The sequence below is a fragment of the Ancylobacter mangrovi genome, from assembly GCF_024752335.1.
GTDB lineage: Bacteria > Pseudomonadota > Alphaproteobacteria > Rhizobiales > Xanthobacteraceae > Ancylobacter > Ancylobacter mangrovi.
Window position 1 is genome coordinate 84,181 of record NZ_JANTHY010000007.1, and the last position, 14,134, is coordinate 98,314.

At 69.5% G+C, this 14,134-nt stretch carries 17 protein-coding genes; 1 reads left to right on the forward strand and 16 read right to left on the reverse strand.

Going from position 1 to position 14,134, the window contains the following annotated elements:
• Nucleotides 1–40 precede the first annotated feature (40 nt).
• The 9 genes from NVS83_RS17560 to gltS form a co-directional block, all read right to left on the reverse strand.
• Nucleotides 41–1,177 carry an ABC transporter ATP-binding protein gene (locus NVS83_RS17560; protein WP_258740468.1) on the reverse strand — a complete coding sequence of 379 codons (1,137 nt, stop codon included), beginning with the start codon at nt 1,175–1,177 and terminating at the stop codon, nt 41–43.
• A complete protein-coding gene (locus tag NVS83_RS17565; protein WP_258740469.1) occupies nt 1,174–2,280 on the reverse strand; it encodes an ABC transporter ATP-binding protein in 1,107 nt (368 codons plus the stop codon). Before NVS83_RS17565 ends, NVS83_RS17560 begins: the two co-directional genes overlap by 4 nt.
• Before the next feature lie 173 nt (nt 2,281–2,453).
• Complete coding sequence (locus NVS83_RS17570) at nt 2,454–3,194, reverse strand: alpha/beta fold hydrolase (protein ID WP_258740470.1); 741 nt, start codon at nt 3,192–3,194, stop codon at nt 2,454–2,456.
• Between the two features lie 12 nt (nt 3,195–3,206).
• Complete coding sequence (gene cofC / locus NVS83_RS17575; protein WP_258740471.1) at nt 3,207–3,908, reverse strand: 2-phospho-L-lactate guanylyltransferase; 702 nt, start codon at nt 3,906–3,908, stop codon at nt 3,207–3,209.
• Nucleotides 3,905–4,837 carry a 2-phospho-L-lactate transferase gene (gene cofD, locus NVS83_RS17580; protein WP_258740472.1) on the reverse strand — a complete coding sequence of 311 codons (933 nt, stop codon included), beginning with the start codon at nt 4,835–4,837 and terminating at the stop codon, nt 3,905–3,907. Before cofD ends, cofC begins: the two co-directional genes overlap by 4 nt.
• Nucleotides 4,834–5,589, reverse strand: coding sequence for a coenzyme F420-0:L-glutamate ligase (gene cofE, locus NVS83_RS17585; RefSeq protein WP_258740473.1), 756 nt, complete (start codon nt 5,587–5,589; stop codon nt 4,834–4,836). Before cofE ends, cofD begins: the two co-directional genes overlap by 4 nt.
• Before the next feature lie 3 nt (nt 5,590–5,592).
• Complete coding sequence (gene fgd / locus NVS83_RS17590) at nt 5,593–6,597, reverse strand: glucose-6-phosphate dehydrogenase (coenzyme-F420) (RefSeq protein ID WP_258740474.1); 1,005 nt, start codon at nt 6,595–6,597, stop codon at nt 5,593–5,595.
• 257 nt (nt 6,598–6,854) lie between these two features.
• Nucleotides 6,855–7,169, reverse strand: a complete 315-nt coding sequence (locus NVS83_RS17595; protein WP_258740475.1) for a hypothetical protein — start codon at nt 7,167–7,169, stop codon at nt 6,855–6,857.
• Nucleotides 7,170–7,207: 38 nt separating this feature from the next.
• Nucleotides 7,208–8,413: a sodium/glutamate symporter gene (gene gltS, locus NVS83_RS17600; RefSeq protein ID WP_258740476.1), complete on the reverse strand. Its 1,206-nt coding sequence runs from the start codon at nt 8,411–8,413 to the stop codon at nt 7,208–7,210.
• 282 nt (nt 8,414–8,695) lie between these two features.
• On the opposite strand from gltS, the gene NVS83_RS17605 reads away from it, so the two are divergent.
• Complete coding sequence (locus NVS83_RS17605) at nt 8,696–9,559, forward strand: quinoprotein dehydrogenase-associated SoxYZ-like carrier (RefSeq protein ID WP_258733391.1); 864 nt, start codon at nt 8,696–8,698, stop codon at nt 9,557–9,559.
• Between the two features lie 96 nt (nt 9,560–9,655).
• Here NVS83_RS17605 and NVS83_RS17610 read toward each other — a convergent pair whose 3' ends face one another.
• The 7 genes from NVS83_RS17610 to pqqA form a co-directional block, all read right to left on the reverse strand.
• The gene (locus tag NVS83_RS17610; RefSeq protein WP_258740653.1) at nt 9,656–9,985 is read right to left on the reverse strand and encodes a hypothetical protein; all 330 of its coding nucleotides are present in this window, start codon (nt 9,983–9,985) and stop codon (nt 9,656–9,658) included.
• Between the two features lie 143 nt (nt 9,986–10,128).
• Nucleotides 10,129–10,887, reverse strand: coding sequence for a hypothetical protein (locus tag NVS83_RS17615; protein ID WP_258740477.1), 759 nt, complete (start codon nt 10,885–10,887; stop codon nt 10,129–10,131).
• The gene (pqqE, locus tag NVS83_RS17620) at nt 10,884–12,014 is read right to left on the reverse strand and encodes a pyrroloquinoline quinone biosynthesis protein PqqE (protein ID WP_374115086.1); all 1,131 of its coding nucleotides are present in this window, start codon (nt 12,012–12,014) and stop codon (nt 10,884–10,886) included. The genes NVS83_RS17615 and pqqE overlap by 4 nt, the downstream gene beginning before the upstream one ends.
• 5 nt (nt 12,015–12,019) lie before the next feature.
• Nucleotides 12,020–12,328 carry a pyrroloquinoline quinone biosynthesis peptide chaperone PqqD gene (gene pqqD, locus NVS83_RS17625; protein ID WP_258733394.1) on the reverse strand — a complete coding sequence of 103 codons (309 nt, stop codon included), beginning with the start codon at nt 12,326–12,328 and terminating at the stop codon, nt 12,020–12,022.
• Nucleotides 12,325–13,062 carry a pyrroloquinoline-quinone synthase PqqC gene (gene pqqC, locus NVS83_RS17630; protein WP_258740479.1) on the reverse strand — a complete coding sequence of 246 codons (738 nt, stop codon included), beginning with the start codon at nt 13,060–13,062 and terminating at the stop codon, nt 12,325–12,327. The genes pqqD and pqqC overlap by 4 nt, the downstream gene beginning before the upstream one ends.
• The gene (pqqB, locus tag NVS83_RS17635) at nt 13,059–13,976 is read right to left on the reverse strand and encodes a pyrroloquinoline quinone biosynthesis protein PqqB (protein ID WP_258740654.1); all 918 of its coding nucleotides are present in this window, start codon (nt 13,974–13,976) and stop codon (nt 13,059–13,061) included. The genes pqqC and pqqB overlap by 4 nt, the downstream gene beginning before the upstream one ends.
• Nucleotides 13,977–14,034: 58 nt before the next feature.
• Nucleotides 14,035–14,112: a pyrroloquinoline quinone precursor peptide PqqA gene (gene pqqA / locus NVS83_RS23565; protein ID WP_374114579.1), complete on the reverse strand. Its 78-nt coding sequence runs from the start codon at nt 14,110–14,112 to the stop codon at nt 14,035–14,037.
• Nucleotides 14,113–14,134 lie beyond the last annotated feature (22 nt).

A 14,134-nucleotide genomic window follows, 5' to 3' on the forward strand; every position in this document is an offset into this window, starting at 1 on the left:
CGCTCTTCCCCTCTTGTTGCTCGTTGGCGGCATGCGCCCGTCAATTGCCGGACAGCGCCCGACCCGTCGATCCGTCGAACAGGACAAGTCCCTCGTCCGGAATGGTGAGGCCGATCTCTCGGCCGATGCCTTCGCCCTCCCCCTCGCCCAGCGCGGCGGCGGTCGCCATGGACGTCTTCGCCTTGGCCAGCAGCGTGCCGAGGTCGAGCGTGACGATGGCGTGCTTGCCGAAGGGCTCGTTGGAGTAGATTTCCGCGCTCAGCGAGCCCGGCGCGCCGGGCTCGGCGAAGCCGATGCCGTCCGGGCGCACGCCGAGGGTCACCTCCTCGCCGGCCGCCTTCCCGGCCGCGGCGGCCAGCGCCGGCGGCAGGGCGATGCGCATGCCCCGGCGGGTGAAGAACAGCACGTCGCCCTCGCGCTGGAGCGCGCCGTCGACGAGGTTCATCGGCGGATCGCCGAGCAGCCGGGCGACGCGGGTGCTGGCGGGCTTCAGCCAGATCTCTTCCGGCGTGCCGACCTGCTCGACCCGCCCCTGGTCGAGCACCACCACCCGGTCACCGACCGACAGCGCCTCCATGCCGTCCGGCGTCAGCCAGATGCTCGGCGCGCTCTGGGCCGAGAGGCGGCGCCGGATCTCGCCGCGCAATTTGTGCCGCAGCTTGGCGTCGAGATGGGAGATGGGCTCGTCGAGCATGTAGAGGTCGGGCGCCTGCACCAGCAGCCGCGCGAGCGCGACGCGCTGCTTCTGCCCGCCCGATAGTGCGCCGGGCAGCCGCTCGCCGAGGTGGCGGATCTCCAGCAGTTCCAGCACCTCGTCGACGCGCCGGTTCGCCGAGGCGGCATCGAGCCGCCCGCCCGGCGCCTGCAGCGGCGAGAGCGCGTTGCCGCGCACGGTGAGATGTGGATAGAGCGCGTAGGATTCGAACATCAGCGCGACGCGCCGCTGCCCGGCCGGAATGGCGGCCAGATCGCGCCCGCCGAGCGAAACACTGCCGGTCTCCGGCCGCTCGAGGCCGGCGAGGATGCGCGCGAGCGTGGTCTTGCCGGCGCCCGAAGGGCCGGTGACGGCGAGGAGCTCGCCGGGCGCGACCTCGATGCCGACATCGTGCAGCACCTTGTGGGTGAAGCTCTTGCTGAGGCCTCGCGCGACGAGGCCGGTGCGGACGGCGACGTTCATTGCAGCGCCTCCCGGTTGCGCCCGCTTGTGGCGTCGAAGACGAGCAGCTTGCCGACGTCGATGCCGAGCGCGACCCGGTCGCCGGCGCGCCAGGGCGAGGGCCCGACGATCTCGGCGACCAGCGTGTCGGCGGCGCCGCTCTGGCCTTCCAGCACCACGGTGAGCACGTCGGCGTCGCCACGCGGCTCGCGATAAGCGATGGTGCCGCGCGCCTGCCCTTCCATGTCGGGCGCACGCACCGCGATGTTTTCCGGCCGGATGCCGGCCACGATCGCCCCGCCCTCGCCCTTCGCGGCGACCGCCGGCAGGCGGGCCGCGTCGAGCTTCGCCGCCCAGCCGGCGCCGAGGATCGCGCCATCGGCCCCGAACTCGGCGGCCATCAGGTTCATCGGCGGCTCGCCGATGAAGTTGGCCACGAACAGGTTGGCCGGACGCTCATAGAGCTCCTGCGGCGCACCCACCTGCTGGAGCACGCCGTGATTCATCACCGCGACCCGGTCGGCCATGGCGATGGCCTCGGTCTGGTCGTGGGTAACGAGGATGGAGGTTACCTGCCGCAGCTTCTGCAGCCGCTTGATCTCGGCGCGAAGCTGCACCTTCTGGTCGGCGTCGAGATGCGAGAGCGGCTCGTCGAACAGGATGACTTCCGGATCGCGGACCAGAGCGCGGCCGATGGAGACGCGCTGCATCGCGCCGCCGGAAAGGCCGCGCACCGGCTGGTCCGCCATCTGCCGCAGACCGAGAAGCTGGAGCACCTCGCCGATGCGCTCGGAAGCCGGCTGCCCGCCGATGCCGCGTATCTTGAGCGGAAAGGCGACGTTCTCCCACACCGTCATGTTCGGGTAGAGCGCGTAGTCCTCGAACACCATGGCGATGTTGCGCTCGCCCGGGGCGAGGCGCGAGACCGGCCGCTCGCCGAAATAGATCTCGCCCTCGGAGACGCTCTCGATGCCCGCCGCCATCTTGAGCGTGGTGCTCTTGCCGCAGCCCGACGGGCCCAGCAGCGCCAGCATCTCGCCGGCGGCACACGCAAGGTCGAGTTGCTTGACCGCCTCGACCTCCCCGTAGCGCTTGAAGACGGATGTGAACGCGATTGACGACATTGGGCACTCCAGAGGCTATGCCAATGATCAATCCAAGTTCTGTGCCAGAATGTGCTGGTGTATAGAAACTCAGGATAACCGGGTTCCCTTAAGGACACCGGCGCGGCGATCTGCCCAATAATAGGGCAAATTCGACCTGTTTGCTCCCTTTGCGATCACGCTCGATAACGCCTTCAAAGCGAGCGCCGCGCGACGTCCTCGAGCATACCCGCAAGGGCGTTCGGCGCCGAGAGGAAGGGCGAATGATCGCCGTCCAGCGAGAACACTTCCTCGCAGGCTGTATAGTCAACCATAGATCGCTGGTAGGCAAGGGAGACGGCGTTGTCCCGCCGGCCCTCGACATAGAAGCGGCGCACCGAGCCGAAGCGCTCGGGCGTCAGCGCGAGCGGATCGGAATAGACCTTCAGCCGCTGCGGGCGGAGTTGGCCCGTCGCCCAGGCGGCGTCCTCGTCGGTGCAGCTGTTGTAGAACACCTCCGGCGCGGCCGAGGCGGGGAAGCTGGCGGTCTCCCCGTCCGGCGCCACCTGCATGTTCTTCAGCACCAGGTCCTCGACGCCGAGATGCGCGTGAGCGTCGAGGAAGCTGACGAGGCTCTCGCCCGGGCGCAGCATCAGCCCGTTGATATAGACCGTCGCCGCGATCCGGTGCGGGCGCCACTCCGCCACCTGCGAGGAGACGATGCCGCCCATGCTGTGGCCGACCAGGATCAGCGGCCCGCGCAGCGTGTCGATCACGCTGGCGATGCGGGTCGCGTAGCTGGCGAGATCGGCATTCTCCAGGGGCGCCGTATCGCCGCCGCTGCCGGGAAGATTGGGCGCGATCACCTCGTGGCCCTGCTCCTCCAGCAGCGGCACGAGGCGGCGCCAGCACCAGGCGCCGTGGAACGATCCGTGGACCAGAACGAAACGCGCCATGTGACTTCTCCCTCATTGGTGGCCGATGGCCGGGTCGCGGGCCCGTGCGCCCAGCAGCCCTTCCGCCTCCAGCAGGCGGCGGGTGCGGGTGGTCGACGCGAGGCATTCGAGGCGCTCGATGTCCCGGGGCAGGTCGACGTCGAGGGCGAGGCCGGGGAAGCGGGCGGGATCGTGAACCACGGGCGCGATCCCGAGCGCCTGCGCCGACCCCGCGTGCAGCGAGCAGCTCATCGGGCCGTAGGAGAAGGTCATCAGGTCCGGCGGCGAGACGAGGAGCGCATTGGTCCCCTGCCCGTCATGGGCCGGCACGAGGCTCACCCCCGGGGTGCGCGTGTGGCTCGCCACGAGGTCGGAGATCTCGAGCGGCGTTACCGAGGGAATGTCGGCGGGAAGCACCAGCATCCCCGCCGCGCCGTCGACCCGCAGGCGCGCCGCGGCCTCGGCGACCGCGAGGTTGAGCCCGCGCACCGACCGCTCGAAGATCAGCCGCGCCCCGTGCTCGCGTGCCAGCAGGCCAGCCTCCGCGTCGGCCGTGACGACCACCGTCCCGGCGAGCCCGCGCGCCGCCTGCAGCGCCGCCAGCACGTCGCGCATCATCGCCCGCACCAGCGCCTGCCGCAGGGAGGGCGGCAGGCTGCTCGCGAGGCGCTGCTTGGCGAGGGCAACCTCCTTCACCGGCACCACCGCCCAGATGCCCGCCGCGCCGGCATTCATGGGGCCCGGCCCGCCCGTTCCAGAACGAAGCGCGCGAGCCGCGTCTTGTCCTCCAGCGTACGCATCAGCGTGGGCGCGACGACCCGCTCCAGACCGGCGCCGATGTCGAGCTCGGCATCGGTCTCGTCGAGCACGAAGATGTCGGCCAGCCCGCGATAATGCGCGGCCACCGTCGCCGCCGAGGGGGCGAGGCCGAGTTCGCCCATCATCTTGACCGTCGGCCCCTTCACCGCCTGCCCGCCGATGACTGGCGACACGGCGATGACCGGCGCCGGGCTGGCCTCGATCGCTGCGCGCAGGCCCGGCACGGCGAGGATCGGGTCGACGCTGAGATAGGGGTTGGACGGGCAGATCACGACCGCCGCCAGCGCCGGATCGGCCAGCGCCTCCAGCGCCGCCTCCGCCGGATGCGCGGCGGCAGCCCCCTCGAAGGCGAGGCCGAGCACGCGCGGCTGACACTGCCGGCGCACGAAATAGTGCTGGAAGTCGAGCCAGCCCTCGTCCGTTTCCACCCGCGTGCGCACCGGCTGGTCGCTCATCGGCACGATCGCCGAGGCAAGGCCGAGCCGCCGGGCGAGCTCCGCCGTGACCGCGCTGAGGCTCGCCCCCGCGCCGAGAAGGCGGGTGCGCTCGACATGGGTGGCGAGGTCGCCGTCGCCGAGCCGGAACCAGGTCTCGCCGCCGAGTTGCTCCAGCGCCTGCATGAAGGTCCAGGTCTCGTCCTTCCGGCCCCAGCCGCGCACCGGGTCGTCGAGGCCGGCGAGCGTGTAGAGCAGCGTGTCGATGTCCGGCGAGACGTGCAGGCCGAGATGAGGGAAGTCGTCGCCCGTATTGGCGATAACCGTCAGCGCGCCGGGCGGCAGCACGCGGTCGAGCCCCAGCGCCAGCTTGGCCCCGCCGATGCCGCCCGAAATCGCCACCACCTTCATCGGAACAGGTCCTCTTCCTCGGGCCGGATCAGTGTCGCCGCCGGGCTCGCCGGCGCGGACCAGGACAGGCCGCGCACCAGCACCGCCGGCCGGCCTTCCGCCGCCGGCCCCATCAGCAGCGAGGCGGCGGCGGCGATTTCGTCCGCGAGCGCGATCATCGTCACCTGCAGCGGCCGGCCGAACAGGTCGGCCTCGCCGCGCCGGTCGACCAGAGCCGGAAGGCCCGCCGCGCCGATGGCGACGCCCGCCGTGCCGCGCCGCCACGGCCGCCCGAAGCTGTCGTTTATCACCACGCCTACGCCCTCCGGGGCGCCGAGAGCGGTGCGAAGCCGTTCGGCGCTGGCATCGGGATCGGCCGGCAGCAGCAGTGCCATCCCCTCCCCGACATTCGACTGGTCGATGCCCGCATTGGCCATGATGAAGCCCAGCCGATGCTCGACGATCAGCACGCCCGGCCGCCGTCGCACCACGCGCCGGCTTTCGGAGAGGATCAGCTCCACCAGCGCCGGGTCCTTGCCGGTCTCCTCCGCGAGCGCCAGCGCGGCGGCCGAGGGCGTCACCTCGGCGAGGCGAACCAGCCGCCCCTCGGCCTTGGAGACGATCTTCTGCGCCAGCACCAGCACGTCGCCCGCGCGCAGCTCCAGCCCCGCACCGGCGAGCGCCTGCGCCAGCAGCGCTGCGAGATCGTCGCCCGGCCGCACCATGGGCAGGCCGGGCAAGGCGATCAGTTCGAGCCGCGCGGGTGCCTGCATCGCTCAGGCGAAGGCGGCGCGCAGCCGCGGCATCACCTGCTCCGAATAGAGCTTGAGGAAACGCTCCTGGTCCTCGCCCGGGGCGTGGAAGACCAGATGGTTGAAGCCGAGCTCGACATAGGGCCGGATCCTCTCGACATGCTCCTCCGGGTCGTCGGACACGATCCAGCGCCGCGCCGCCCGCTCCACCGGCAGGGCGTCGGCGAGCTTCTCCATCTCCAGCGGGTCCTCGACCGACATCTTCTCCTCCGGCGAGAGCGCGAGCGCGGCCCACAGGCGCGTATCGGCGAGCGCGCGCGCCTTGTCGGTATCGAACGAGACCTTCATCTCGATCATGCGGTCGTAAGTGTCGGACGCCCGCCCCGAGGCTTCAAGCCCGGCGGCGACATTCGGCAACAGCGTGTCGGTGTAGAGCTCCATCGGCTTGCCGCTGGTACAGATGAAGCCGTCGCCGACCCGGCCAGCGAACTTCGCCACCATCGGGCCGGCGCCGGCGACATAGATCGGCACCGGCTGCTCGGGACGGTCGTAGATGGTGGCGCGCTCGGTGCGGTAATACTCGCCCTCGAAGCTCACCCGCTCCTCGCTCCAGAGCTGCTTGATCAGGCGCACCGCCTCGCGCAGGCGCGCGAAGCGCTCCTTCATCTCCGGCCAGGGCGCGCCGGTCGCGGGCACCTCGTTCAGCGACTCGCCCGAGCCGACGCCGAGCACGACGCGCCCGGGGAAGAGCTGGCCCAGCGTACCGAAGGCCTGCGCGACCATGGAGGGGTGGTGGCGGAAGGTCGGGGTGAGCACGCTGGTGCCCAGCACGATGCGCGAGGTCGCGCTGCCGGCCGCGCCGAGCCAGGCGATCGCCGCCGGCGCGTGGCCGCCCGTGTGCCGCCAGGGCTGGAAATGGTCGCTGATGAACGCGGAATCGAAGCCGGAGCGCTCCGCCGCGACCGTGAAGTCGATCAGTTGGCGGGCGTCGAACTGCTCCGCCGATGCCTTGTAGCCCAGTTTCAGCACGTCATTCCTCCACCGCTGCGCAGGAATGATAGAGTGATATATATGTGCAGCACAATATGCCGATTTATGTTTTTAACCCAACGCGATAATTCGCGAGACGGAAATGGTCGGCGCGCTCCGTCCGTCCAAGGCGCGCCGGCAAGGACGCGCCCGCCGCCCGGAACGGCGCCGGGCGGCGGGCCTGTCGTCGGCGATTTCGGCAGCGATCGGCGCGTGGCAAGGCGGGCGGTTCAAGGCCGCCCGTGCCGCGCCCGCGATCAGATGCGCACCCAGCGGCCGGGCACGTAGACCCAACCCCGCCCGCGGCGTGCCCAGGTCGGGCCGACATAGCGGAAGCCCGGGCGGGCGCGGATCCACTGGCCGGAGACCCAGACCCAGCGGCCGCCGCGCCAGTTCCAGTAGCCTGGCACCCACACCCAGCCGCGCCGCGGCGCCGGGCGCACCTCGCGCCGGGGACGCGGCGGCGCGACGACGACGACCTGCGCCTCGGCATCGTCCGTGCCGGCAAGGCCGAGGGGAACTGCCGCCGCGGCGGCGGCAAGCAGGGAGAGCAGCGAACGGCGAGTCAGCATGGTCGGGTCCCTTGATCGAATCGAAGCCGAAACCGGGGTCAGCGGGCGAGATAGCCGATGACCGCGGCATTGGCGATGTCGATGAAGAACGCCGAAACCAGCGGCAAAATGATGAAGGCGCGGGGCGCGGCGCCATGCGTTTTCGTCACGGCCGTCATGTTGGCGATCGCGGTGGGCGTCGCTCCCAGGCTGATGCCGGTGAAGCCGGCCGAGATGACGGCGGCCTCGTAGTTCTTTCCCATGGCCGGGAAGACGACGAAGATGATGTAGGCCACCGCCGCCAGCGTCTGCAACGCCAGCACCAGCACCAGCGCCGGGCCGAGCCCGCCCAGCGTCCAGAGCTGCATGCTCATCAGCGACATGGCCAGGAACACGTTCAGCGACAGGTCGGAGACCAGCGCCAGCGCGCGGGTGCGCGTCGGCCAGATCATGCGCGGAAACAGCCGCGGCACCACATTGGTCATCACGATCGCGACCAGCAGGCAGACCACGAACAGCGGCAGCTTCAGCGCCACCTCCGCCATCGCCTCGTCGACCGCGTAGCCGATCAGGATCGCGACGTTCAGCACCAGCACGGTGCGCAGCAGGCTCACATGGCTCACATCGTTGCGCGTCGTCCCCTCGTCCTTCTCCGGCAGGCCGATCACGTCCACCTCGGCCTGCGGCCCCTTCAGCGCGAAGCGCGTGATGAGGTAGCGGGCGATGGGCCCGCCGACGAGGCTCGCCATGACGAGGCCGAGCGTCGCCGTGGCGATGCCGACCTCCAGCGCGTTCGACAGGTTGAAGCGCTCCGAGATCAGCGGCGCCCAGGCGATGGTGGTGCCGTGCCCGCCGATGAGCGAAGCCGATCCGAGGAACACGGCGAGCCCCTCGGGCAGTTCCAGCACCGAGACACTGGCGGCGGCGATCAGGTTCTGGATCACGAGATAGACCAGCGTCAGCCCCAGCAGCACGATCAGCGGCCGCCCGCCGGAGATCAGGTCGTCGAGCTTCGCGTTGAGACCGATGCCGGTGAAGAAGTAGAGCAGCAGCATGTCGCGCGCTTCGAGCGCAAAGGCGATCTCGGTGTCGAAGAAGCGGTAGGCGGCGAGCGTCGCCAGTGCCGCCAGCAGGCCGCCGGTCACCGCCTCGGGAATGTTGAAGGCGCGCAGCACCGGCACCACGCGATTGATGCTCGCTCCGGCGAAGAACACGAGGATCGCGATGGTGAAGCTGAGCAGGGCCGGCGTCTGGATGGTGGTCATCTTGCCTCGCTCGCCATGACTCTCGCACGCGCACTTCGCACCGTCGCCCGACGGACGATGCGTGATCGCGATACCTCGGGAAAGCGGTTGTGCCGCAGAGCGACCGTAAAGTCACCCGGCACCGGCACGTCGATGCCCCTTCGCCGCCCCTTCGCTGCTCCCTGCGTCAGAGCGTCCCGTCCGACGCTCGCATCATTGTGCCTGCATTTCACGCCCGTTCGGCGTATGATTTACGTAAAGGCCGGGCAGAAAACGACCCGGCGATACTCCGGGAGCCAAGCCATGTCTCGCACAACTGCGCATACCGGCAGCACACGTCACACGATGCGCCACCGGCTGCGCCTCGTTCTCGCCGTCCTCTTCTTCTCCGCGCTCACCTTCTCCGCCGCCGGGGCGCAGGAGGCGGGAAGCGAGGAGACCTGGAACGCCCTCAAGCCGGACGTGTTCGGCGAACGGCCGATCGAGGCCGCGAGCCCGCTGGTCCGGCTCGATGCCCCGACCCGCGCCGAGGACGCGGCCATGGTGCCGATCTCGATCGAGGTGGCCCTGCCCGAAGGCGACAGCCGGACGGTGAAGAAGCTTACCCTGATCGTCGACGAGAACCCCGCCCCCGTCGCCGCCACCTTCACCTTCGGCGGCGCGCGCCACGACGTGACGCTCGGCACGCGGCTGCGGGTGAATTCCTATTCCTATGTGCGCGCCATCGCCGAGCTCAGCGACGGCGGGCTCTACATGACCGAGCGCTTCGTGAAGGCCTCGGGCGGCTGCTCCGCCCCGGCCATGAAGGACGAGGAGAACGCGCTCAAGAACATCGGCCAGATGAAGCTGCGCGTCGTCGGCCCGGGCAAGGAGGGCGACGCCACCAAGGCGAACCGCTTCTCCCAGCTCCAGCTCATGATCCGCCATCCCAACTATTCCGGGCTGCAGATGGATCAGGTCACGCGGCTCTACATCCCCGCGAAGTTCGTCGACAGCATCGAGGTGAAGCAGGGCGACGAGTTGGTCTTCTCCATGGTCGGCGGCATCTCGCTGAGCGAGGACCCGGCGATCCGCTTCTCCTACGAGCCCTCCGGCAAGGAGATCCATGTCGACGCGGGCGACACTGACGGGCGCACGTTCAAGGGCGACCTGAAGCCGGCCGGCTGACGGCCACGCGCCTCTACCGCAAAAGAACATCCCGCGCGATCCGGCAGGACCGCGCGGGATGTCTTCGTGTTCAGCCGGGCCGCAAAGGCGTCCGGCTCAGTAGAAGCAGGTGATCTCGGCTTCCGCCTGCGCCCGGCGCAGATCGGCGACGATGTCGCGGAACATCGCCGTCGAGCGGAACAGTTCCGCCTGCTGGCCCGATACCTGCCCGACGCTGAGGATGGTCTCGGCCTCCTCGTATTTCTTGTAGGGCAGGATGGTCGCGATGGTGTCGATCGAGCAGGAGCACTTCTCCAGCGCCGTCCTGGTCTGCCCGTTCGCCGCCATGCAGCCGAACACGTAGTCCGCGCGCGCGATGGTGGGATAGTCGTTGACGAGCCCGGCATTCGGCGCCGGCGGGGCGGGCTTGCTCGGCCCCGCCGGCATCGGCGACAGCGTCGCGCCCGACATCGCGTCCTGCGCGAAGGCCGGCGCCGCCGACAGCGACATGGCGAGCACCGCGCCGGCGATCGAACGCGCGGCGCGGCCGAGAGTGATGCGGCTGCCGGACTGGCGGCGTGTGGCGTGGCTCATGGGGTTCCTCCTCCCGCCTCCTTCGCCGCCGGCGCACGCGCCCCGGTCAGGGTGAGGCTTGTCTCGATGATGTTGGACGAGCCGTCCGCCTTGGGCGTGACGACGTCGATGGAATAGAGCCCGCCCGGCACGGCGTCGGAGAAAAGGAACTCGTAGCGCCGGCCCACCAGCTCGGCGAGCTTGTCCCTGTTCGGGTCCTCGGCGAACGGCACCATGGTCATCCGCCAGCCCTCGACCTTCCTGCCGTCGAATTCGAAGCTCGCCGGCTCGACCGCGGCGCTGGCGAGATGCTCGCGCAGCCGGTTGCGCAGATAGAACGGGCTGCCCTTGGTGAGCTGTGCCATCTCGCGCACCTCGCGCTCCAGCAGCACCAGCGCGATCGGGTTGCCCTTCATGCTCGGGAACGGGCCCGCCTCGCTCTCGCGCGTGCCGCGCGTGATCTCGACGTCGGCGACCCGGCCGGAGGCGTCCTGCGGGTCCGCCGTCACGTCCATCGCCATGGTCTCGTCGAAGCTCTCGCCGAGGCGCTCCTCGGTGGATTTGTGCTTGTAGCGGTAGTCGAGCGTCGTGCCCGGCGCGACCTGCAACAGATAGGGCGTGTCGAAGAACAGCTCGGTCGCGGACGGCGCGGCGAACGAGGGCAGAGCGGTGAGGGAGAGAGCGAGGAGACCGGCCCCCAGGCCGGCGGCGACATGCTTCATGAAACACCCGATGTTCTTGTGCCCGCCGGTCGCGCCGCGCCGCGCGCCGGTCATTGGTCGCGCTCCGTGAGATAGCGCCGGTAGTCGTAGCCGTTCACGCGCGAGTGGGAGTCCTCCTCGGCGAGGGCAAGCAGATGCGCGTGCAGCGGGGATTTGTGGCAGGCGGGATCGGTCTCGGCGGCGTCGCCCGCGATCGCCATCGCCTGGCAGCGGCAGCCGCCCCAGTCGATCTCCTTGCGCTCGCAGCTACGGCACAGCTCGGGCATCCAGTCGGTGCCGCGGAAGGCGTTGAAGGCGGGCGACTCGACCCAGATCTCCTGCAGCGAATGCTCGCGCACGTTCCAGAATTCGAGGCTGGGAATGGTCTCGGCCGCGTGGCAGGGCAGCACCTTGCCCGACGGCGTGACGTTGAGCGACTGCCGGCCCCAGCCGTTCATGCAGGGCTTGGGGTAGCGCGCGTAATAGTCCGGCACCACGGCGTCGATGGTGAGCCGGCCCTTGAGCCGGACCCGCGCCTCCTCGACCACGTCGAGCGCGCGGAACACCTGATCGCGCGTCGGCATCAGCGCCTGCCGGTTGCGCAGCGCCCAGCCATAATACTGCGCGTGGGCGATCTCGATGCGCTTGGCGCCGAGCTCCAGCGCCAGCTCGATGAAGGCCGGGATCTGCTCGATGTTCGCCCGGTGCACCACCGAGTTGACGGTGAGCGGCAGGCCGAGCCGGCGCACCTCGCGCGCGACGGCGAGCTTGCGCTCATGCGCGCCCTTGAAGTTCGACACATGGTCGGTCATCGCCGCGTCCGCGCCCTGGAATGAGAGCTGGACATGGTCGATGCCCGCTTCCGAAATGGCGGCGAGGCGCTCGGGGGTGAGCCCGACGCCGGCGGTGATGAGGTTGGTGTAGAGGCCGACCTCGACGCAATGGCGGATCATGGCCTCGAGATCGCGCCGCGCCGTCGGCTCGCCGCCGGACAGGTGCACCTGCAGCACGCCGAGCCGGGCCGCCTCGCTGAACACCCGCAGCCAGGTCTCGGTGTCGAGCTCCACATTGCGCCGGTCGAGCTCGACCGGGTTCGAGCAATAGGGGCACTGCAGCGGGCAGCGATGGGTCAGCTCCGCCAGCATGCCGTAGGGCGCGGGCGGCGCGGGGCGGGTGGAGACGGCAGGGCGCGGTTCGGCGATCACGTTCATGATGCGGCATCCCCGATCGGCGAAGGCATGGTCTCGATCAGCCCCTTCTCCTTCAGCCCGGCGAGGAAGGCGTCGACATCGCTCGCCACCCGCTCGCGGTCCACGGTGAAGGCGCTCACCAGCTCGTCGATGATGACCTCGACCGAGCGCGTGCCATCGACCTTCTTCAGGATTTCGACCGCCACCGGATCCGGGTTGAGCACGCGCTCGGGCGCCAGCAGCACCCATTGCCCGCGTGCCTCGTCGTGACGCAGGCGCACGCCGCGCACGAGACGGGGAACGGCAGTGGCGGGAATGACGGTCATCGCTTTTCCTTCGGCTCGAAGGCGCCCGGATAGGCCATCTTCGGATCGACATAGGCGAAGTAGAGCGCGTCGAGCTGCACCCACAGCACGTCGCATTTGAACTCCAGCGCGCGGATCGCGGCTTCCTGCTGCTCGGGTGTGCGCGCGTGCTGCTTCACGTAGTCGAGTGCGAAATCCGCATCGCGCGGGGCCTGCGTCAGGCGCTTCTCGAAATAGGCCAGCGTCTCGCTGGAGACGAAATCATAGTTCTTCAGCATGCCGGCGACACGCTCGCCGATGATGCCGGGCGAGAACATTTCGGTGAGCGAGGAGGCGATCGCTTCCAGAAGGCTCTTCTCGCGCACGAAGTGGACATAGGCCTCCACCGCGAAGCGGGTGGCGGGCAGCAGGCCGCGCAGCGAGGTGACATAGTCGCGATCGAGACCGAGCCCGTCGGTCAGCTTGATCCAGCGGGCGATGCCGCCCTCGCCTTCGTGATCGCCGTCATGGTCGATGATCCGCTGGCGCCAGACGCGGCGCAGCTCGGGCTCCTCCATGCGGGCGAGGATGGAGGAATCCTTCACCGGGATCATCGCCTGGTAGAAAAAACGGTTCAGCGCCCAGGCCTGGACCTGCCCGAGATCCAGCTTACCGTCATGCAGCAGGCGGTGGAACGGGTGCAGGTTGTGGTAGCGCCGCCGGCCGACATCGCGCAGGCGTGCCTCCAGCTCGTCGGGCGTCATCAGCGCGGTCATAGGGCGATCTCCATCCCGTCCTCGGCTATTTCCCAGCCGGCCCGGTTGGCTTCGACGCGCTCGGGCGAGCCGTCGATCAGCACCGGATTCGTGTTGTTGATGTGCAGGTAGACGCGCCGGCCGATGCCGATATCCGCCAGAGCCGCCATCGAACCGTCCGGGCCGGACATGCTCATATGGCCCATGCGGTGCCCGGTCTTGGCGCTGAGCCCGGCGCGGATCATCTCGTCGTCGCGCCACAAAGTGCCGTCGAACAGCACGGCGTCGGCGCCCGCCATGCGCGCGGCGAGGGCGGGCGTGACCATGGCGCAGCCGGGAATGTAGAGGACGCGCCGGTCGCCGGCCTTCAGCTCGACGCCGATGGTCTGCTCGCCCTCGATATCGGTGGCGAGGCGGCCCTTCTCGGCCTCCTCGCGCGCCTCGAGATAGAGCGCGATCTTGCCGGCCACCGGAAAGATCGTCGCGGTGACACCGGCCACCAGTTCGAACGAGGTTCCGAGCTCCACGGCGCGGCGCTCCACAATTCCCTCGACCAGCACGTCGAACGCGCTGTTGGCGCCGAGCACGCCATGCACGGACGGCGTCGCCATCAGCGCAAAGGGTTGCCCCTCGCGCAGGCTGAGCAGCCCGGCGACATGGTCGATATCGGCGTTGGTGAGCAGCACAGAGGCCACCGGCGTATGCCGGCGGCCTCCTCGCGGATGCAATGCCGGCACAGCTTGAATTTGCGCAAGGATCTCCGGTGCGCAATTCACCAATGCCCACCTCTCGCCATCCGCGGTGACCGCTATGGACGACTGGGTCCGGCGGCGGACACGGGGATCACCATCCCAGGCGAGGGTGCAAACAGGGCATCGGCAGTTCCATTGGGGGAATCCCCCGCCGGCTGCCGAGCCGAGCACGATGAGGCGCAGGCGGGACGCGGTCATGAGCTTCAGCAGGTCAGAACCGCGCCGGCCGGCCCCTCAAGGCTCAGAAGTCCGCCGGCATATAGGCGTTGACTTCCATGCCGACGCAGACTTCGACGATACGCGGAGTGTTCCAGGCCATTTCATCCTCCTCAGTCTGTTGC